This window comes from Lacticaseibacillus styriensis, assembly GCF_030770295.1.
GTDB classification, from domain to species: Bacteria; Bacillota; Bacilli; order Lactobacillales; family Lactobacillaceae; genus Lacticaseibacillus; species Lacticaseibacillus casei.
In genome coordinates this window covers 804,365-822,144 of the sequence record NZ_CP132483.1, presented here as the reverse complement: position 1 = coordinate 822,144, position 17,780 = coordinate 804,365, and the positions used below count along the sequence as shown (strand labels likewise).

The following is a 17,780-nucleotide window of genomic DNA, read 5'->3' as shown; positions in this document are numbered from 1 at the left end:
ATGCAACCGGCGGGATTTGAACCCGCGACACCGACGCACGCGCGAACTTTAGTCGGTGAGCCTATCTCAATCGGTTGCTGCTCGCTCTCCCAGTGTCAGATGGGGTCGTCGCAAGCTTTGTCCGGTCGCTAAACTGGACAATGTGGCATGCGGGAATCGAACCCGCCTGACTATCTCAGCCAGTCCATTTGCCACGCCTTGCCACAGCTTTATCATCACCATGGCTCGGAGGAAAAATGCGGTGTCTCAGGATCGCTCCTTTGGCACAATACCATCATAAGGCGGAAAAGCGTGTTTTTTGTTGCATCATTGTTGCACGGATGTTGCAACTAGTTTCACTAGCGGACATATTTCAGCAAAAGCATAGAGAGCTTCTCGTGTTTGTCGCCAAAGGGTCGTTCGGTCAACATGCAAGTGGTCGGCTAACTGAAGGCTGGATTTACGTGTCGTCTTTGGAGTCAGATAGCTCTCAACTAAAATGATCCGGTAGTTTTCATTCTCTAGAGATTCAATGGCACCTTCACAGCACGCTATATAGTACAGCTCGTCAGCGTGCGATACGAGCTTGTCCTCGGCTTTGTTGCCATAGCTTGGTGACTTGGGCATGCCGTCCATCACGGGGCTTCTTAGCGCTATTTTGGTGCGTTGAGCGAGCCGCTTGTGATGCCAGTAGTTCCCCAAGACCTCTTTGGCGTTTTCAATTGTTTTGTCATGATCAATTGGGCTAAAATATCTCGTTGCTCGCACCACTGCGTCCACTCCTTATGGTATAATTAATTTTGTAAAAGTTTGGGGGATAAGCGTGCCTTCGTGGTGCGCTTTTTTATTTGCTTTCAGAAGGCCGAATGAGCTCCCATGGATCAATCCCAGCTCCATATGCGATTTTGTCTAAGGTGTTAAGTGAAACACTGCCATTCCCAGAGATTACATATTCAAGCGTGGTGATGGGTATTCCGATCTCTTTTGCATATTTGGCTTGTGTCATGCCCAGATCGTATATATTCTTCCTAAGGTTTTTGGCCAATGCTTGTTTGCTGTCCAAATTATTCGCCTCCGTCCTCATTTTCGGTGTACCAGTCGTCATTGCTTAATAGCCAATAGCTTATCTCCCTGGCTTGCTTGTAAATTGGGTCGACACGTGCAGTCATCGCGTCAGTCGTCCATTTAGACCAAGCAATGTCGTGTAGTAGCTTAGTTGCAAGTTCTGCCTTTGCGCATAGCTCGCCTTGAAGATATGCGTCAACGTCCTTGCTTTTACTCATGTTCTTCCTCCCTGATTACATCCGCGATGTCCCAAAGCGCAAATAGAATTGCTGATAATGTCAGAAAAACAAACGTTTTGTAATATCCAAATGCCAAATATTTCTCAGGCATAAATGAAGCCACAATACATGAAATGAAACCAAGCCATGACATGAAACGGTAAGGCCTTATTTTCATTGCTTTTCCTCCAGTAGCTGTTTGTCTTCAAATATGTTGCCGATGACCTCTAGAGTTTTTCCAGATCCAATCGTTCCAAAATAATAATCACCAACACCAAAAGCAGCAGATCTCGGATCGTATTGAATATCCATCGCTTTCCCATATTCATTTTTTACAATGTCGCCTTCGTAGATTTCTCGACCGTTCTTGTCGTGTAGGCCGGTGTACTGCATCAAATGGGCTTCGTCATCAATCAGCTCTATGCCATTTTTGCCGTCATCAGCAGTTACCCACATACGTCCATCTGCGTCCCATTCTATATCGCTGACTGGATACATTTTGTTGTGCAGGTAATCCCACGCTCTGAACTTAATCTCTCGTTTCATCTCGCACCTCCCGAAGCACGACAACCTTACCGCCCCAATCATGTGCGGTTTTGTATGGGTCGGTCTCTCCCTTTTCTCCGTACCACTTGATGGCCTTCGAAAGCTTCGGCGTCTGATCCACTCCATCCCATGCGGCATTGCAAATGTATTTGCCGCTCGGCATACGGATAACCTTTATTTCTATTAGTTTCATTTTTCCGCCTCCTATAAGATGTCTCCGTCTACCAGAAGCATTGTAGGTGCCTTAGCGTCCAAGTCTTCTTTAACCTCCTCGTAGGTGAGATTATCTCCGTCTTCCGTTTTTGCAGAAGCAATACGATACAGTGCTTCTTCACGGCTTAACTCAGTAAACTTTTCTGGATCATCATTATCCCCATACATTTCACGGTATAAATTAAGAGCTTCCTTATTATTATTAGCAGCAATTAAGCTATAAAAGGGTTCCTTTGTCTCAAAGTATTTCATTTTTCGTCCTCCATTATTCCCGGCAACAACTTTCCCTCCATAAGCAAGTATGAAGGCTGATCTTGCGACATATAATCTTGAATATCCTGTTCCGCTATGCTATTACCATCGTAATATGTTGCATTTTTAATTTCATTGATTGCCTCTTCACGGCTGACCTCTGAAACACGGACTAGATTTCCGCCACTATAAACTTTACGGAAAATTTTCTCAACTTCCTTACGACTATAGGCAACAATTAGATAACGCCCATAAAAAGGATCATCAATTTTATAGTATTTCATTTCTCCGCCTCCAATTTCACGATTTCGCCGGTTTCGCCGGCTTTTGCAAACACGTAGCCGTGCGTGGTTTTAAGTCGACCTTTTAGAACACTGTTGATGCTCTGGTTGACTATCCCGAGAGCTCTCCCTGCTTCTCTTTGAGATTTAAACTTATAAATTTTCAACGTATCTAAATTTACTGCATAGACTGGACAACCTGATACTTCTGCGGATGACTTCCCGTATTTTTCACGATATTCGATATTGTATTCAGGAGTACACCATTCTAGATTTGATACGCTATTGTTTTGTGGATTACAGTCCTTATGATTTACTTGTGGTAAATTATCAGGATTAGGTATAAATGTCTGCGCGACAAGGCGGTGAACCGGTTTGTTGATGAGTTTGCTGTCTTTTCTGAACGCCACGCGCAGATAACCTCTTTTATTGGGCCATTGCTTCAAAATCATACCTTTCTCCACACGTGTACCTTTACCGTTCGATACCACTCTATCCAACGTTCTTACTCTACCAAGTGTACTAACTTCGATAAAATCAAATTCTTGGTATAATCTCCAAATTTCATTCGTTTCACTATATTTCATTTTTATTCCTCCACTAGCACCAACACAGTATCGAAAACGTCCCGCTTTGTTTCATAGTTTAACTACCTCCCCGGTTTCCGCTACTTTCCAGACACCTAGCACCCATGCACGGGCAAAAGTGTTGCTTGAGCTGATAATCCAGCTTTCCACATCATCCGTTAGTTTTTTTAACCCTTGACTGTGAATGAATTTGAAGCTGTACATCATGTAGAGCTGAATATCGTATGACTTGCCCCACTGAATATATTCGCCCACCGCTTGCGGAATCACCGGCAGGTCATCTGGCAACGCGGCGTCATAACGCTTCTTGTATTCGTCTATTGCCTCTCTAGGCCAACCATTGAAGAACACCTGATAGCCAGCAAGACGATTCCAAACCGCCTCGAACACGTCCCGCTTCGTCTCATTGCTCATCGTCAGTCACCTCTTCGCCAGTTTCTAAATCAATAACGAATCCTCCCCAGTCGTTGAGTTCGTTGTCTCTTAGTGCTTCCTCAGCCGTATCACACCGCTCAATTTCGAGGTCACCCGAATTGTTGTATACCGCATAACGTCCGTTCATTCTTTTGCCTCCACACACTCACAATTTTGCAAACCATAATGCTCGATCTCTGATTCGGCGAACTGAGCAAATGACCTGTTGATGACTTCATTAGTAAGAATCCATCTTACGGTTCCGGGATAAACCGAAGATCGGTACGCTTGAGCAAACTGCTCATGCTTTTGCTTACCGCCAAGCTCCTTATATACCAGATATTTCTTATCGCTTTTCACGGTGTAGCCGTTGACGAACGCCTCCATCAGTAGCTTTTCTAAGCCATCATAATCATCAGTATTCATAGAAATATAGGATGCTGGAAATTTATACTTATTTGCATCTTCAACGATTTGGGCCCGTTCCTCGCTTAGCACTACCTTTTTAGGCTCCTCAACAAGCGCGACAACGTGGCCGCCATGATGTTTTGCATCTTCTTCACGCTTGGCTTTGTATGGTGTTGCCCATGCACCGGTACCAAAAGTGTAGTGTGAATCTGCCCACTCGCCATAATCGTTCTTTATCGCGTACAGTTTTTCTTCGCTCATTTTTCGTCCTCTCTCCCGTAAATATTCTTAACAAGTGCCACAGCTTTCAGATTGGCATATTCGTTTACGTTACCGTCCACATAATCGCCCATAGAAAGCAGCTTTTCTGCACGTTTTAGTGCTTCTTCGTAATTCATCTTTTTTTGCTTTGGTTCTACGGGCACTAGCTTGTAGTCCACATCTTCATACATGACGCCTACAACCTTGCCAGTCTCTTTGCTGATGTAGATGTCATCGAACGTGTCGTCTCCTGTTTTCATCGGTCGGCCTCCTCACAGCCAAATAGCAGCCCCTATGACTCATTTCGCACTGACTGACTTCACAGCCTGATCTGAATAGTCCTTGATGCTCTGTGCGTCTTTGATTGCCTGTGATAAGTCATTGTTTGCCTGTTTGGCGGCTTCTAACTGTGATGTAAGGTCATTGATGGTCTGCTGTTTAGCATTGACCTCGGCCTGTTTCTGGGCGACTGCTTGCTGGCCTTCAACGATCTTTTGCTGAATCTGGGCATCTTTGCTTGCCATGTCGTTGTCGTATTGCTGTTTTAGGGCCGCATACTGTGCCTGTGCGTCAGACAACTGATGTTGCAAATCGGACAAGCTAGACTGTGAAGCGTTGATCTTAGCTGTCAACTTGTCGATGTTGTTTTTGGTTTCCACGATGTTCTGGTGACCTTGCCAAACGTTGTCGGCAATGGCGGTTGCACCAGCGCCAAACGTAAGTCCTGCTAAAACAGTTACTGTAAATGTCAATTTTTTATTCATGATTTTTCTCCTTAGTTTGTTATAACCATGGCGTATCAAAGTTGTATGTCACAATTGCGCTTGGGAATGGTGCTGAATCTCCGGCGCTCCCATTGTGTTCGAATTTCAATCTCCCACGTAAAAAATCAATATGCGCTTTGTAGAAAATGTATTCATGCCAATAGCTAGTGTCTGTTCTCGCCGGTATGAGCAAGACTATGGGGTCTTTGCATTTGATTGAGGATATATAAGCTTTCTTCACCCACAGTCCTAGCTGTCGTCCATAAGGCGGGTTTAGCCATTTTGGGCCATTCACTTTCGACCAGTCTTTGCTCAAAGCATCGTCTTCGTCTGTGTAATAGTTTTTGCACTTTGCATTTTTTGAGGTCGCTGCTAAATCAATGACGAAGTGGTATCTGTCATTAAGCTTCTCAAATAGCTTCTGTGGTGTTTCCCAGTCATCCTTGTCACTTGAGAAAAGCCCTTTATTAAGCATGTTTTTTCTCCTTTTTCTTCAAAGTTGCTCTTCCGTGAATAGCCCTGTGTGATAGTCATATCTAGCAATCGTGATCGGTATTTTGTACCTGATCATGAACAGCAACATTCGCAGTCTGGCATCGGTGGTCAAAGTCGCGTTTCCGCCTTTGACGTCAACAACCTTTGCAAGCTTTTCACCGTCATAGAAGCAGAAATCAGGTTTGTATTTTCTTGCCGAGTATCGTTTGCCATTGATCTTGAAGGCAGACAGAATCTCAAACGATTCTTGAATCGTTACCTTCTGGGGCTTGTTGCGTATCAGCATGTAATAGGCGCCCTCTGCTTTGCTTGCGAATCTAATGCCATCAATCACAACTGGCTGCGCATTGTACTTGCCTCTGCGTCTCTTGCGGATAACCATGGCTAACGACTCGCAATCTCTTCATGCCCGTTGTTGCGGCGGGGCAACTTGATTTCAAACTCGCTTGCCACTCGCTTCACGAACGTTGTTGACTTACCAATCCGTTTTGCAACGTCAATCAGTGTGTCGCATTGTGAGGCCGCTTCTGCAATCCCACGTGCGTATTTGGCACGGGCTTCTTTTCGCTTTTTTGAAATCTTTTTAAGACCATTGTTGACTGAAGTCTTCAAAATGTCGCTGTCATCAACACCGGAAACTGACCGTTTTTCTGCAATGGCGTGTTTGGATACAACAATCCGGTTGTTTAACTCTTGCTTCTCGATTTTTGAGAATACTTCGCTTTTTGAGATGTCTAGCATTGCTGAATTTTCGTAGCGCTTAAGCAATTCAGCCTTGAAGTCGCACCACACTTTGTCTCCCTGTTTGTATAAACGTACTGTTACTTGTGTCATGCTTTTTCCTCCTGACGCGACTCGATGTATTCTTGCTCGCTAATTGGCTGTTTTAGTTTTTCCAGCGATATCCCCATGGCTTTGGCTATTTTTGTAAGTGTGATCCTCATTACCTCTTTGCCACTAAGAAAACTAGCAACTGTGATCCGACTTACGCCAGCAATCAAAGCAAAACGGTATATTGGCAAGCTGGGATGATCATCAAGAAAGCTGCGAAGTCGTTCACGTGCCCAATCTTGGCCTGCATTGTTAGTTTCGCTCGTATGCTCAATCATGCTTTTGCCTCCTGCTTAATTAATGGCGTTTCTGAAAAGTCCAGTGTTGCGAAGTGATTGGCAAGCTCAAGCAGTTTAAGCAAGCTACCCGAAACTTCGCCATCAGCATATATGCTATCTGACGCTTCATGAATCATGCGTGTATTTGCCTGAGCAATGTTCTCAACAAGCACGGCGATGTCTTGCCACTGTGCTTCGGTAACGTCTAGGTAGCCTTGATCATAATCGCTTTCAATGTCAGCTATCGTTTGATTCAAGGCCGTTTCGTATGCCATCAGCCGCTTGTCCAAGTGTTGCAAATATCTATTCGTCATTTCTTCGGCTGTCACGATCTTTTCCCCCTTACGTCTGTTAGCTTTTCAAAATTTAAGGTGCAATCTTTTGATTTTGGAATAATTCGGCTGATGAGTTTGCTATTGTACATGCGTTCAAGCTCATCCATCTCGTTGTTGGTTGTGATGATCGTTGATAGACGAGGCGTGTTGCTTTCAAAATCAAGACGAGCATTCGCAATGCGGTACATCAGCTCTTGCATGTCACGTCTAACCGGCTTGATGTCGAGCTTCATTCCGCCCTCTGTCCCTAAGTCGTCCAGCAGCAGCACGTCAGCTTCTTTCATTGCCCGCTCAATGCCCGCTAAACGCTTACGAACGTCTGGTGCATCATATTGCAAGCCCATTAGGTTGCTCAGCTCTGCTGTTGAGATAAACAGCCCTGACTGGCCTTCATCGCGCAAGCTGGTTAGCATTGCTAAAGCAAGTGATGTCTTGCCTGTTCCACGAGGGCCAAATAAAATCACGTTTTCAGGCGCTTTTTGCATTCGTTTTGCCAACTTGTATGCCCTATTTCCCAGATCTCTTGATTTCTGAAAATCCGTCTGCATTTCAGGCTGCCATTTTTCGAACGTAAACTTAGCCGGAACGTTTCCGGGAAAGACTGAGTAGCGATAAATGGCACGTGCCTTTTTACGGTTCAATGCGGCCATAGAGCGTTCGTAGAAGCGCCGTTCAATCTCGGCCTGAGTTGGCAGCTTGCTAACGTCCATTCCTCGCTTTTCGATAATTTTTTGCACGTCCGCATGTGTGAATAGGCCTTTAGTCGACTCCATATCCCCAGTTCTCCTTTGTTTCCGTGTGTTCTACCCGTCTTCCAGATGAAAACTTGCGATTTGCCTGTGCTGCCATGGTGTCGTACTTCGATCTCAGCTTTGACGCACTTAGAATGTTGGTTTGCCAAAACGCGTCAAGCTGACACCAGTCAATCATCTTGTGGATCTTCTCAAATGGTCGATGATCTAACTCGTGCATCTTACGAACGTCATCAGCCCAAGACTGTAAGTTTGGCTTTCTGTGCTCAGGGTTGTTGCCTTTGATCTTTTCCCAAAGATAAACCGCCTCAATCATTTCAGGAGAGTCGTCAGCATATTCACGCTTGCGTGATTGCTGACTATCTTCTTTCTTTGCATTCTTTGCATTCTTTGCATTCTTGATTGTGGACAAGTGATGGACACTTGATGGACGGTCGATGGACACTTGATGGTCACCGTCTTGATAAGTTGACCACTCAATCACTGTAATGACGCTGTATTGTGGGGTTGATTTGATGGACAACATTTGCTCTTTTTCAAATTGCTTTATCCATCTCCATAACGTTCTTGCAACAATCCGATGGTCACGCTTAACACCTTCGTTGAACTCAAATGCCAGTGCGTCGCGCCCCGTGACGAATTGTCCGCTGGACACGTCAACCTGCTGACCATTGAACAAAAACCGGTTACCCTCATGAGATGCTTTCATCAAAATAAGCAACCAAAGCTTTAGCTGATTCGCGTCAGTCCATACGAAGGACTGGCGTATTTTTCGGTATACTTTTATCCAGCCTCCGTCTGCCATGTGATCACCTCAAATCAGAATGGAATCGTAAATAGCTCATAGCCGTCTACCTCAGTGTCACCATGTTCAAGCGCGTCACCGATATATTCGGGGCATCTGCCAAGGAAACGACACGCTTCCGATCGGCTGTAAAAATATCGAATCTGACCAGTCGGCGGATCTCGCAATACGACAGGAACTGCTGCCTTGTTAAGCTTATGCTCATATGCATGCATCAAGTTCCCACGTGGAGTGATCCATTCCAGATTATCGGCATTATTATTTGACGGGTTTCCATCGATGTGGTTGACATCTGGCAAATTATCAGGGTTGGGATGAAAAGCCAAGCAGACAAGCCGATGAACTAAAAACTGCTTACAAGCACGAGATTTCCATAATGTTACGCGCTTATATCCACCTTTATCCGTTTTCTGTTTAAGCGTTCTGCCTTGCCATTTGCGTTCGTAAGTGGTGCCATTTCGAACTGTCACAGTTGTTTTACCAGGGACGGTTCGAATCTGTCCACGATCAGAAACTTGATAAAGATGCTCATATGAAGGAATGTCTTTCCAATTTTCCATTTTTAATTACCTCTTTTAAGTCAGAATGGAAGATCGTCACTTACGTCTATTGGCTGACCGCTGTTGGCAAATGGATCGGCTGTAGTGGTTTGGCTTGCTTGCGCCGGTGTGCCGAAAGACGGATTAGAATTTGAAGAAGATTCATCTTTGCTGTCTTTCCAACGATGCTGAATCTGCGGGAAAGCCGTTGGCTCCCACTTTTTGATATGCGGATAGGTCTTACCGTTGTATTCTTCGTTTTTGACGGTAACTTTAACGGCATGACCCGTGAAATCTGCAAGCATCGCCGCAAGATCAGCCCACGCCTTATGGTCTGGAATGCCAGCATTTTTGCCAATCATGAACAGGTATCCCATTGCATACTCTCCGGTGTCTTTCTTTGGATATTGGTTGTCGAAGATATGCTTGTTTTGATATTTCTGTGGAACGTCATTGCGTACGATTAGGTCGAACTTGATAAACTCGCGATCTTTGTAGTTGTCAAATCCAAATCGGTTAATAACGCATTCATATACACCATCTTGAATGTCGCAATTTCCTTCTGCTGCTTGTGAGTAGTCCATCGTAATAGCCATGTTTTAGTCCTCCTGTTTGACTGATTTTTCCTGATTTCCAAACTTGAATAGCTCGTTAATTGGTACTAACTTTCGATTGTCTAATCTGTTTTTAGCAAAGATTGCATCGGTTCCCTCGAGAATGACGCCACGGCCATCAGTCTTGGGATTAACTACCACGCGTCCTACAACGTCTGTCAGGCCTAATAACCCGTCACGTACGCTGTCGCGAATTGCTGGTGCATACTGGCTGAACGATTGTCCAGTTTCGCTTGTAACGTCTCGTGTGTTCTCCCAAGCAGTTACTAGCACGTTAACTGGTGCGTCCATGAATATCATGGTCATGATACGGGCAAAGTAATTTGTCCATCTTGAGTAATCCTGAAGCTCGTTGCCAATACCGTTTTTACTGTGCCTGCCCATCTCGACAAACCAGTCTTTTTCGAACGCTGATACGTTGTCGATCACCAGATTGTCATACCCAGAAACACGCTCAGCCAGATTTTTCAGGAACTCTTTCCATTCCTCGCTTGGCTTGCTTCGGTCAAATGGTTGCACATCGATGTTCGGTGCACCGGATAGCACTTTTGAACTGTCATCCAGATCTAGCACGAGTGTTTTGCCATTAAGATTGCGGATGGCTGACGTCTTACCGACACCAGGCTTCCCATAAATCAAAACTCGCCAGTTCTTTGTTCGATCAATTGCAGATGCATGTTTGATTGGCTGCATCTACCGCACCCCCAGTCCAATGTTCTCAACCAGTCGCGCATTTGGTACCTCACGTCCAGCTTGTAACGCTTTTTTCAAGTCGGCTTTGTTGACCATCAACGTGGTCTTAATGAACTCTGGTGGCAACTTATTCGGGTCTTCTGGTGCTTCCACACTCACTGTTCTGCGTGTGTAAATGCTGAACAGTGGTGTATGAATGTGTTCACGACCAGTTTCAACCATCGCTTGCACCAATCGTGATTTAATCGTCGCAGCGTTTTTCTTGGCACTTGTCTTGCGTTCTTGCAAACGCCTGATTTCAGCGTCGATTTCTTTGATGTCTGCTTCGACTGATTTATAGACTTTGACATAGCCAACAGCCTTATCGTCAAAGTCACCCTCAATCATTTCCATCGTGTCAGCAATCGCTTCTGGATCAGCGTTGCCACTTTCTGCCAGTCGTTGCAAACTGGTCAATTTGTCTGTTAAGTCGTATAATACTGACATATAATATTTTCCTTTCTATCAGTCGTTGGCCTGCATACCAGCGGCTTTTTTCATGGCTTGTTTGATAATGAATAGGATTGCTTGTGCGCCATCTTCTTGACCCATCGCATACGTTTGATGAGGGTCTGTGTTGTTCGGGCCATAGTCAGTGGCAACCTTGTGATATGCCGCGATCTGGCGGTTCGCCTCGGCTATAATTCGTTCGTATTCCTCATTAGTCATCACGTCATCCCCTTAGTTTCGCTAGTCGTGCACGTAGCTTCTCGTTCTCGGCAAGCAGCATCTTTGCAATTGGTGTGTGGTTGCCACGCATAATGTCTAACGTCAATTCGTTATGCTCTTTCAGCAAATCACCAATGGTACGTTCTGCTTCATTCAATCCACTGTCTCCAATTTCCGCTGTGGCCTAAGCAGTGACCAACGATCACGCCGAAGCCACCAGCAATTAGTAAATAACCAATCATTATTTGTCCTTCTCTCTAAGTGACCTTGAAATCTCTGGGAACCATTTGTCTAAGAAGTCGAGCCATGGTTTCGGATGAAACAGATACCCCTTTTTGCCAGGCGGTGGATATGAAACCACGGTATCTTGTAAGAACTTGTGGAAGCGTGGAACGTTCAAGATATTGTTAACTACCCACGTGTTGTTATGCCCTTCGACATATCTTGTTGCGGTGGTGAGCGTCCACATGCCTCGTGCTGCTAGCTTGCGTTTTAACTCTTGGTTCTCCTCAATCATCTTTGCCAGTTCTTCTTCATCGACCGCTAAATACTTTTTGCTTGAAATCTGATCATCTTCAACAACCTGCAACAACGGCATGGCATTTCCTCCTTTCCTGTGATCGCCTCCTGACGGATAATGAAACCGGAAAGGAGGTGATTGATATGGATCTAACTGTTCATTTCCGCGATGGCAACACGGAAGAAATCCCAGACTTTGAATCAGTGGTTTGCCTAGGAATGGATAAAAATGTTGTTAAAGCTGAAGACTTTTCCAATATTTACTTGGAAAATCAAATTACCTATTCATTTGTTGGCCATGCTGATTCGCTCCAAGCTAATGGCGCCGATATACTGTATTTAGTTCTTGCTAAGTGATTCGATGAGCTCCGCGATGGCTGCCACCATCTCGGGGCTTTTTTCTTTGTTCTTCAGTTGAGCAACAACAAATTCTGTAACGGCATTTTCTAGTTTTTCCTGTGTGCGTCCGTTCATTTAGACAGCCTCCTTTTGTAGAAACTTGTTGATAAAATACTGCTGGCCTTTGCCGGTCACCTTTGGGGTCTTCTGAACTGTTACGTGGCCGTCCGAGTGACTGATCGCCGTTTCCTTTACCTCGAACAAGCCTAGCTCCATCGCGCGTTGTGTCGGCGAGTTATAGTCGGCACCAATCCGTTTGATCAGATAACCTTGATCACGCAGCCATGCGAACAACCGCTTGGCACCAATGTCAACGCCGTTCTGCTTGAGCACTTTTGCAAGATCACCAACCAAGATGGTTGTGTGACTTGTGGCTACCGCGTCTGCAAACAATGCTTTAGGCTTCATTGTTTCGTTATCAGCCGTAAGTGCCGCTGTTTTGGCTTGTTCGTCCTTTAGCTGCGTTGCCAGATTGATAATGAAGTCTGGATCATAGATGACCTTCTCAATCGTTTCAGGCGTCATGTAGGCACCATGCTTGCGGATTGATGGGAGAACTTCATGCGTTACCCAACGGTTAAAACGTTTGGCCGCTGGTTTTCGACTAGCACCAATCAGTTTGTATAGCCCCGGTTCGCTGATGAAATTGGTCTCGCCTGATAAGCCCCCTAAGTTAAACTTAGTCACCTCATCGCCGTCTAATGATTTCAACGCTACCGTTGTGTTTGTTAGTTTCAGCGCATTCGTAACATCCGGTGCTGAAAACCAGATAATGCCGTTGGAGCTGACAGTCCGAATTTGGTTATCTTCGAACTGAAATAGTTGTAGTTCGTTCATATCTATACCGCCTCCTTTACTGGGTACTTCGGTTTTTCCGAAGTTGGTGACAAAAAAATATCCCCAACCGAAATCCCTAAAGCCTTTGCAATAGCCTCTAAGTTCTTATAACTGGCTCCGCGAAGACGATCAATATCACGCTCATAGTTATTAATCGTTTTCACTGTTAAGCCAGACTCAGTCGCCAGCTCATTGACTCGCATGTCTCGAATTCCGCGCCATTGACGAAGCGTGAATTTCTCAGATTTTTCGTTCATTACTGTTTCCTCCTTCCGTTCTTTATGTCTATATAATACGGTTCGGTTTTTCCGAAGTCAACAATAAAATTCTGTTTTTCCGAAATTAAATTCGGAAATATATTTCCGTTTTTCCGAAGTGGTGGTATACTGTTCCTATAGAAATGAGGAGGAACTTGACATGTTTGCAAAAAATCTAAAGTATCTGCGCGCAAAACGCGGCTATGATCAGCAGACATTCGCTGAAATGATCCACCGAAGCGTTTCTACCGTCAGTGAATGGGAGTCTGGCAAGTATACTCCAAAAGCGGGAATCCTTGCTGATATTGCCAATATGTTCGGTGTAAAGTTAGACGACATGATGAATAAAGACTTGTCGAAGAGTGCTGACAACACCGTGATTGAGAAAACTACAAATACAATGCGGAAACTCCGCCCCGAACGTCAGCAGAAAGTTTACACGTACGCGGAAAAACAACTTAATGAACAGCAAAACCCAGACAACGTAGTCAGCCTAGATGAAGCGCGTGTAGAACGTAATCTCGATGAACCAGCGTTTAATGTTGATGTTGATGGTATTGTGGCCGCTGGATATGGTGCCTTTAATGATGATCGTAATGAACCAATGGACACAGTTAAGATTCCAGATAGTGCCATTCCGTCTCACTACGATTACTGCTTTAAAGTTGTCGGTGACAGTATGTCTCCCTACTACGAGGATGGCGAATTTGTCTTTGTTCAGAAAACACAAGATGTTACTAACGGCATGATCGCGGTAGTTGACGTTGATGACAAGACATTTATCAAGAAACTGATTTTTGAAGAGAACCGTCTCTGCCTTCGCTCATTGAACGATGATGTGAACGAAAAAACGGGCGAACGTATCTACCCAGACTTCTACGCCGATGAAACCGACAATATTGATGTGATCGGCAAAGTTGTTGGGTCATATGCATTCAAATAATCTTACGTCCAAATCCTGATTGACGTTAAAAGCTGGATTTTTTGGAGGGGAATAATGGAACTACTTATCTTAATTGCCTTTTTGGGATCGCTCCTATTGGCTGCAATATTTGGCACATTGTCTATAATTCAAAGAAAGGATCCGAGAAAACTAAAGCGGAACCTTATTATTACCGCATTGTCGGCGGTAGCATTTATTGCAATCTTTTTTTGGATTGGCACCTACTCGGGAGAAAGCAACAGGTCAGCTGCGTCTAGTTCGTCTTCAAAAGCTGAATCGTCAAAGGCAAAATCGTCGCAAGAAGATGATGACAGTTACGAAGACACTGATAGCGATGACTCTGATGATGAAGAATCATCAAGCACAGAAACATTCAATGCTGCTGATTACAATACTGGCGTTACATATGACCAGCTTGCGCGAACCCCGGACGATTACAAATACAAAAAGGTTTCCTTCACTGGAAAAGTAATTCAAGTTATTGACGGCGATGATGAAACCGATCTACGTGTTGCGGTTGATGGCAATTATGACAACGTCATCTTTATTGGTTACGATCCAGATATCATGAATGGTTCTCGCGTACTAGAAGATGACAAAATAACTTTCTATGGAGAGAGCAAGGGAACTACCTCGTACAAATCTACAGGCAGTGGCAATATCACCATACCTGCGGTAGCCGTAGTCAAAATAGAAGATGCAGGCAAAGCACCCGACGACTATGGTGATTAGTCCCTTCCCCCACGCGAGCGGCGTCCCCGTGCAAGCCGGAGAGTGGGGCTTGTGCCACATACCAAGCAAAGGATGTGAGTCATTATGCTAAAAAAGATAGTTGCCATCTTACTCATTGTTTTGTTGGCTGGTGCAACAACCGCTTGCGCTAGTGACCAAGACGATGATCAAAATGTCGAGCAGTTTAACTGAGATTCGTCAAACAAAAAGCACACTATGTTGTGCCTTTAAAAATTGCTATACATCATGTAGCAAATAAGTGAAATTACATTGACACTTACAAGCTTAGATTATAAAATATAATCATAGATCAAGTTCAGAGGGCCCTAGGAGTAGGTGCTGGACTAACGAACCGCGGTGTCTATGTTGAAAAACATAGCATCGTGGTTTTTGTTTTCAGGAGGAAAATGAATTGAATTCAAAACCATTTAAAACTCTCAATCAACAGCTGACAATTCTCAGAAATCGTGGGTTGGATGTACCAACCAAGTCGAAAAGATCCTTGGAGCAAATTGGGTATTACGCTCTTATAAACGGATACAAATGGTCTTTTTTACAGCGAGATTCGAGTGGACACGTCATTCATTCTGAGCATTACATATCAGGGGCTACCTTCGCTGAGATTCGATCATTATATGACTTTGATGCAGAACTACGAGCGATCTTATATCGTTCGCTTCTGAAATATGAAGCTTCTCTTGGTGCGGAACTCTCATATAAATTTTCGGAGGCTCATCCAGAAGAACATTCCTATTTAGCTATTGACAACTTTCAACGAAACCCGGACTGGACAGGATCTGTTGTCGGTACTATTAGTGCTCTCTCCCGTGAAATTCAAAACAAATTGAAGGGTGATGATGATAACGCTGTCAAGCATTATGTAAACAAACATGGTCACGTGCCCCTGTGGGTGCTCGTGAATTTCCTCACTTTTGGTGAGCTGAATTATTTTTATTCAAATATGACTACTGATCTGCAACTGGAGGTTGCAAAAGATTTCACACGAATGCGAGTGCGAGAATATCGGCCAACACACTATGTTCCTACATCTCCTGCAGCAATTCGATCTGTCAACAAAATAGTGAATTTGTTCAGGAACAGTGTCGCACATGGGGAAATCACATTCTCAAAAAAGCTTGTCAAAAGCACAAATATGAAGCCTATCAAACAAGCGCTCGGCATTACAAATATCGCCTTAAATAGTCAAGCCGGGTTATTTGAACTCATCTTATGCATGAAGTTGATGCTAACGAAGAAGGACTATCATCGGTTGCAAAAGGACTTAAAAGGCTTATTTAGCAACTATAAAAATGAATTCACATCAATTTCATTCAATTCTGTGTTACAAGATATGAACTTTCCCAAGCGATACTTTGACTATATTTAAAGAAAAAAGCGCCTACCCCACTGGCTAAAGTGAACGGGTAGACGCTTAAAAGAACGTGACTGTGTGGTGGGTGCAATAGCACCCGTTTGTATTGTAGCACAAGGAGGTATGAATGATGGCCAGCATTAGTAAACGTGGCAAAAAATGGCAATATCGTGTCTCTTACAAGGATAATGATGGAACACGCAAGTATGTCAACAAGGGTGGCTTCCCCTCAAAAAAAGCTGCTGATATAGCGGCAATCGAAGTCGAACGTCAGCATAATCGCGGTGCAAATTTGGATCTTAACAAGATAACGTTAATCGACTACTGGGACAAATGGATTGAGCTGTACAAATCTGGTAAGCATTCTCGTATCACCGAAGCCCGGTATAAAACAATTCGTAAACAGTTATTAGCCTATTGGGGCGAAAGCCGTGAACTAAAATCAATTTCAAAATCAGACTGGCAGGCATTTATCAATGATTTTGGCAAAAAAAGGGCTAAAGATACAGTCAGCAAATTGAATGGCTATGTTCGCTCAATGGCTGATTCTGCCGTCGATGACCAAATAATATATACTAACTTCACTCATAACGTTGTCCTCACTGGTAATGAAGGCCAAGCAGGAATCATCAAATATTTGCAAGTAAAGGATTTGCGCAAGCTCGTCAATTACTGTCTAGAATTTGCAGACTACGAGCATATTGCTTACTACATCATCGCAACCGGGGCACTGACCGGAGCTAGGTATTCTGAAGTTCTTGGGCTCACGTGGGATCATGTTGATCTTAAAAAGCGCGTTGTGCACATTACCAGAACGTGGGATCACAGATATGGCAGCGGCTTTGCTGCTACTAAGAACAAATCAAGTGTACGTGACATCGACATCACGAGAGAACTTGCAGACTTGCTTTTACGTCTCAAGAAAGAACAGCAAGAGGTCTACCTTGCTCAGGGATATCGTGATAGCAAACAACTATTATTTCGCAGCATACGGCATAACATGCTATCGAGCACGGCAATTAATAAGGATCTAAGGACGATCGAGAAGACTCTCGACATTTCCCCCGCGATTACTTTCCATGGGCTTAGACACACTCACGTTTCCTATTTGATTGCCAATCACGTTGACATTAACTATATTTCAAAAAGACTTGGGCATGCCAATACAATGATCACTCAAAAAGTCTACGCTCATCTTCTTGAAGATCAAAGAAAAGAGCAGGTATCCCAGACACTACAAGCACTTTCGAGACTTTAGCTTGTGCACATTTTGTGCACCGGAGGAAAAAAACAACCGAAAATAAAAGGAAACAAAAATCCCGAAATGCCTTTATACCAGCATTTCGGGAAGCTACAGAAAGCATCTAGAAGCATAAAAACGGAGAGTAAGGGATTCGAACCCTTGATACAGGTAAAACCCGTATACATGGTTTCCAACCATGCTCCTTCAGCCTCTCGGACAACTCTCCATAAAAAACTCCGGTTGTCAGGCTCGAACTGACGACAACCTGATTAACAGTCAGGTGCTCTACCAACTGAGCTAAACCGGAATAAACAGCGTGGCAGCTTCCTACCCTCGCAGGCAGTTTCCCACCAACTACTCTCGGCGTGAAGAAGCTTAACTTCTGTGTTCGGCATGGGAACAGGTGTATCCTTCTTGCTATCGCCACCACACTTATGAGA

Annotated in this window: 36 protein-coding genes, 3 tRNA genes and 1 rRNA gene; 5 read left to right on the top strand and 35 right to left on the bottom strand. The window is 44.2% G+C overall.

Annotation, left to right across the window (positions count from 1 at the left end; all coding sequences use genetic code 11):
• Window position 1: 1 nt before the first annotated feature.
• From LACSTY_RS04000 to LACSTY_RS03860, 29 genes are all read right to left on the bottom strand, one after another.
• Window positions 2-78: transfer RNA gene (locus tag LACSTY_RS04000), tRNA-OTHER, on the bottom strand.
• A 228-nt stretch (window positions 79-306) separates the two neighbouring features.
• A complete protein-coding gene (locus LACSTY_RS03995) occupies window positions 307-750 on the bottom strand; it encodes an ArpU family phage packaging/lysis transcriptional regulator (protein WP_087911784.1) in 444 nt (147 codons plus the stop codon).
• A 73-nt stretch (window positions 751-823) separates the two neighbouring features.
• Complete coding sequence (locus tag LACSTY_RS03990) at window positions 824-1,042, bottom strand: helix-turn-helix domain-containing protein (RefSeq protein WP_003575624.1); 219 nt, start codon at window positions 1,040-1,042, stop codon at window positions 824-826.
• A gap of 1 nt (window position 1,043) precedes the next feature.
• Window positions 1,044-1,262 carry a hypothetical protein gene (locus tag LACSTY_RS03985; protein WP_087911783.1) on the bottom strand — a complete coding sequence of 73 codons (219 nt, stop codon included), beginning with the start codon at window positions 1,260-1,262 and terminating at the stop codon, window positions 1,044-1,046.
• Window positions 1,255-1,440: a hypothetical protein gene (locus LACSTY_RS03980; protein WP_087911782.1), complete on the bottom strand. Its 186-nt coding sequence runs from the start codon at window positions 1,438-1,440 to the stop codon at window positions 1,255-1,257. Before LACSTY_RS03980 ends, LACSTY_RS03985 begins: the two co-directional genes overlap by 8 nt.
• A complete protein-coding gene (locus tag LACSTY_RS03975) occupies window positions 1,437-1,808 on the bottom strand; it encodes a YopX family protein (protein WP_087911781.1) in 372 nt (123 codons plus the stop codon). Before LACSTY_RS03975 ends, LACSTY_RS03980 begins: the two co-directional genes overlap by 4 nt.
• Entirely contained in the window at window positions 1,792-2,001 is a 210-nt protein-coding gene (locus LACSTY_RS03970; RefSeq protein ID WP_087911780.1) for a hypothetical protein, read from the bottom strand. Before LACSTY_RS03970 ends, LACSTY_RS03975 begins: the two co-directional genes overlap by 17 nt.
• 11 nt (window positions 2,002-2,012) lie before the next feature.
• Entirely contained in the window at window positions 2,013-2,273 is a 261-nt protein-coding gene (locus tag LACSTY_RS03965) for a YosH family protein (protein WP_087911779.1), read from the bottom strand.
• Window positions 2,270-2,557: a YosH family protein gene (locus LACSTY_RS03960; RefSeq protein ID WP_087911778.1), complete on the bottom strand. Its 288-nt coding sequence runs from the start codon at window positions 2,555-2,557 to the stop codon at window positions 2,270-2,272. Before LACSTY_RS03960 ends, LACSTY_RS03965 begins: the two co-directional genes overlap by 4 nt.
• Window positions 2,554-3,141: an NUMOD4 domain-containing protein gene (locus LACSTY_RS03955; RefSeq protein WP_087911777.1), complete on the bottom strand. Its 588-nt coding sequence runs from the start codon at window positions 3,139-3,141 to the stop codon at window positions 2,554-2,556. The genes LACSTY_RS03960 and LACSTY_RS03955 overlap by 4 nt, the downstream gene beginning before the upstream one ends.
• 51 nt (window positions 3,142-3,192) lie before the next feature.
• The gene (locus tag LACSTY_RS03950) at window positions 3,193-3,555 is read right to left on the bottom strand and encodes a hypothetical protein (RefSeq protein WP_087911776.1); all 363 of its coding nucleotides are present in this window, start codon (window positions 3,553-3,555) and stop codon (window positions 3,193-3,195) included.
• Window positions 3,545-3,703, bottom strand: a complete 159-nt coding sequence (locus LACSTY_RS03945) for a hypothetical protein (RefSeq protein WP_160162859.1) — start codon at window positions 3,701-3,703, stop codon at window positions 3,545-3,547. Before LACSTY_RS03945 ends, LACSTY_RS03950 begins: the two co-directional genes overlap by 11 nt.
• Window positions 3,700-4,224: a DUF1642 domain-containing protein gene (locus tag LACSTY_RS03940; RefSeq protein ID WP_016386783.1), complete on the bottom strand. Its 525-nt coding sequence runs from the start codon at window positions 4,222-4,224 to the stop codon at window positions 3,700-3,702. The genes LACSTY_RS03945 and LACSTY_RS03940 overlap by 4 nt, the downstream gene beginning before the upstream one ends.
• Window positions 4,221-4,484 (bottom strand): hypothetical protein, encoded by a 264-nt coding sequence (locus LACSTY_RS03935; protein WP_016386784.1) that lies wholly within the window; start codon window positions 4,482-4,484, stop codon window positions 4,221-4,223. The genes LACSTY_RS03940 and LACSTY_RS03935 overlap by 4 nt, the downstream gene beginning before the upstream one ends.
• Before the next feature lie 39 nt (window positions 4,485-4,523).
• Window positions 4,524-4,988 (bottom strand): endonuclease, encoded by a 465-nt coding sequence (locus LACSTY_RS03930; protein WP_087911775.1) that lies wholly within the window; start codon window positions 4,986-4,988, stop codon window positions 4,524-4,526.
• Window positions 4,989-5,007: 19 nt separating this feature from the next.
• On the bottom strand, window positions 5,008-5,463 hold the full coding sequence (locus tag LACSTY_RS03925) for a phage N-6-adenine-methyltransferase (RefSeq protein WP_087911774.1): 456 nt from the start codon (window positions 5,461-5,463) through the stop codon (window positions 5,008-5,010).
• 18 nt (window positions 5,464-5,481) lie between these two features.
• The gene (locus LACSTY_RS03920; RefSeq protein ID WP_087911773.1) at window positions 5,482-5,865 is read right to left on the bottom strand and encodes a DUF1064 domain-containing protein; all 384 of its coding nucleotides are present in this window, start codon (window positions 5,863-5,865) and stop codon (window positions 5,482-5,484) included.
• Between the two features lie 2 nt (window positions 5,866-5,867).
• A complete protein-coding gene (locus LACSTY_RS03915) occupies window positions 5,868-6,317 on the bottom strand; it encodes a hypothetical protein (protein WP_306390968.1) in 450 nt (149 codons plus the stop codon).
• Entirely contained in the window at window positions 6,314-6,592 is a 279-nt protein-coding gene (locus tag LACSTY_RS03910; protein WP_306390967.1) for an XRE family transcriptional regulator, read from the bottom strand. The genes LACSTY_RS03915 and LACSTY_RS03910 overlap by 4 nt, the downstream gene beginning before the upstream one ends.
• Window positions 6,589-6,921 (bottom strand): hypothetical protein, encoded by a 333-nt coding sequence (locus tag LACSTY_RS03905; protein ID WP_306390966.1) that lies wholly within the window; start codon window positions 6,919-6,921, stop codon window positions 6,589-6,591. The genes LACSTY_RS03910 and LACSTY_RS03905 overlap by 4 nt, the downstream gene beginning before the upstream one ends.
• Window positions 6,918-7,700, bottom strand: coding sequence for an ATP-binding protein (locus tag LACSTY_RS03900; protein ID WP_306390965.1), 783 nt, complete (start codon window positions 7,698-7,700; stop codon window positions 6,918-6,920). The genes LACSTY_RS03905 and LACSTY_RS03900 overlap by 4 nt, the downstream gene beginning before the upstream one ends.
• Complete coding sequence (locus LACSTY_RS03895; protein WP_306390964.1) at window positions 7,687-8,484, bottom strand: phage replication protein O; 798 nt, start codon at window positions 8,482-8,484, stop codon at window positions 7,687-7,689. Before LACSTY_RS03895 ends, LACSTY_RS03900 begins: the two co-directional genes overlap by 14 nt.
• Window positions 8,485-8,498: 14 nt before the next feature.
• Entirely contained in the window at window positions 8,499-9,044 is a 546-nt protein-coding gene (locus LACSTY_RS03890) for an NUMOD4 motif-containing HNH endonuclease (RefSeq protein WP_306390963.1), read from the bottom strand.
• Between the two features lie 20 nt (window positions 9,045-9,064).
• Window positions 9,065-9,619 carry a DUF669 domain-containing protein gene (locus tag LACSTY_RS03885; RefSeq protein WP_306390962.1) on the bottom strand — a complete coding sequence of 185 codons (555 nt, stop codon included), beginning with the start codon at window positions 9,617-9,619 and terminating at the stop codon, window positions 9,065-9,067.
• Between the two features lie 3 nt (window positions 9,620-9,622).
• Window positions 9,623-10,330, bottom strand: a complete 708-nt coding sequence (locus LACSTY_RS03880; protein WP_306390961.1) for an AAA family ATPase — start codon at window positions 10,328-10,330, stop codon at window positions 9,623-9,625.
• On the bottom strand, window positions 10,331-10,816 hold the full coding sequence (locus LACSTY_RS03875) for a siphovirus Gp157 family protein (protein WP_216684579.1): 486 nt from the start codon (window positions 10,814-10,816) through the stop codon (window positions 10,331-10,333).
• Window positions 10,817-10,834: 18 nt separating this feature from the next.
• Window positions 10,835-11,038, bottom strand: coding sequence for a hypothetical protein (locus LACSTY_RS03870; protein WP_306390960.1), 204 nt, complete (start codon window positions 11,036-11,038; stop codon window positions 10,835-10,837).
• 4 nt (window positions 11,039-11,042) lie between these two features.
• Entirely contained in the window at window positions 11,043-11,195 is a 153-nt protein-coding gene (locus LACSTY_RS03865; protein WP_016388314.1) for a hypothetical protein, read from the bottom strand.
• An 84-nt stretch (window positions 11,196-11,279) separates the two neighbouring features.
• On the bottom strand, window positions 11,280-11,636 hold the full coding sequence (locus LACSTY_RS03860; RefSeq protein WP_306390959.1) for a DUF771 domain-containing protein: 357 nt from the start codon (window positions 11,634-11,636) through the stop codon (window positions 11,280-11,282).
• A 65-nt stretch (window positions 11,637-11,701) separates the two neighbouring features.
• Here LACSTY_RS03860 and LACSTY_RS03855 point away from each other — a divergent pair, with 65 nt between their 5' ends.
• Window positions 11,702-11,914, top strand: coding sequence for a hypothetical protein (locus tag LACSTY_RS03855; RefSeq protein WP_096772518.1), 213 nt, complete (start codon window positions 11,702-11,704; stop codon window positions 11,912-11,914).
• Here the strand turns inward: LACSTY_RS03855 and LACSTY_RS03850 are convergent.
• From LACSTY_RS03850 to LACSTY_RS03840, 3 genes are read right to left on the bottom strand one after another with little or no spacing between them, the layout of a single operon-like run.
• Window positions 11,897-12,031, bottom strand: a complete 135-nt coding sequence (locus LACSTY_RS03850; protein ID WP_263851214.1) for a hypothetical protein — start codon at window positions 12,029-12,031, stop codon at window positions 11,897-11,899. The genes LACSTY_RS03855 and LACSTY_RS03850 overlap by 18 nt on opposite strands.
• Complete coding sequence (locus LACSTY_RS03845; RefSeq protein ID WP_306390958.1) at window positions 12,032-12,793, bottom strand: phage antirepressor; 762 nt, start codon at window positions 12,791-12,793, stop codon at window positions 12,032-12,034.
• A 2-nt stretch (window positions 12,794-12,795) separates the two neighbouring features.
• The gene (locus LACSTY_RS03840; protein ID WP_005688508.1) at window positions 12,796-13,050 is read right to left on the bottom strand and encodes a helix-turn-helix domain-containing protein; all 255 of its coding nucleotides are present in this window, start codon (window positions 13,048-13,050) and stop codon (window positions 12,796-12,798) included.
• A 160-nt stretch (window positions 13,051-13,210) separates the two neighbouring features.
• Here LACSTY_RS03840 and LACSTY_RS03835 point away from each other — a divergent pair, with 160 nt between their 5' ends.
• The 4 genes from LACSTY_RS03835 (at window position 13,211) to LACSTY_RS03820 (ending at window position 17,355) form a co-directional block, all read left to right on the top strand.
• Window positions 13,211-13,993 carry a S24 family peptidase gene (locus tag LACSTY_RS03835; RefSeq protein ID WP_306390957.1) on the top strand — a complete coding sequence of 261 codons (783 nt, stop codon included), beginning with the start codon at window positions 13,211-13,213 and terminating at the stop codon, window positions 13,991-13,993.
• A 54-nt stretch (window positions 13,994-14,047) separates the two neighbouring features.
• Window positions 14,048-14,725, top strand: coding sequence for a transcriptional regulator (locus LACSTY_RS03830; RefSeq protein ID WP_306390956.1), 678 nt, complete (start codon window positions 14,048-14,050; stop codon window positions 14,723-14,725).
• Window positions 14,726-15,137: 412 nt separating this feature from the next.
• Entirely contained in the window at window positions 15,138-16,112 is a 975-nt protein-coding gene (locus tag LACSTY_RS03825) for an Abi family protein (protein ID WP_306390955.1), read from the top strand.
• A gap of 115 nt (window positions 16,113-16,227) precedes the next feature.
• Entirely contained in the window at window positions 16,228-17,355 is a 1,128-nt protein-coding gene (locus LACSTY_RS03820; RefSeq protein ID WP_306391017.1) for a site-specific integrase, read from the top strand.
• Between the two features lie 121 nt (window positions 17,356-17,476).
• Here the strand turns inward: LACSTY_RS03820 and LACSTY_RS03815 are convergent.
• From LACSTY_RS03815 to rrf, 3 genes are all read right to left on the bottom strand, one after another.
• Window positions 17,477-17,566: transfer RNA gene (locus tag LACSTY_RS03815), tRNA-Ser, on the bottom strand.
• Between the two features lie 8 nt (window positions 17,567-17,574).
• Window positions 17,575-17,647, bottom strand: a tRNA-Asn gene (locus LACSTY_RS03810).
• Between the two features lie 7 nt (window positions 17,648-17,654).
• Window positions 17,655-17,771: ribosomal RNA gene (gene rrf / locus LACSTY_RS03805) — 5S ribosomal RNA — on the bottom strand.
• Window positions 17,772-17,780: the final 9 nt, after the last annotated feature.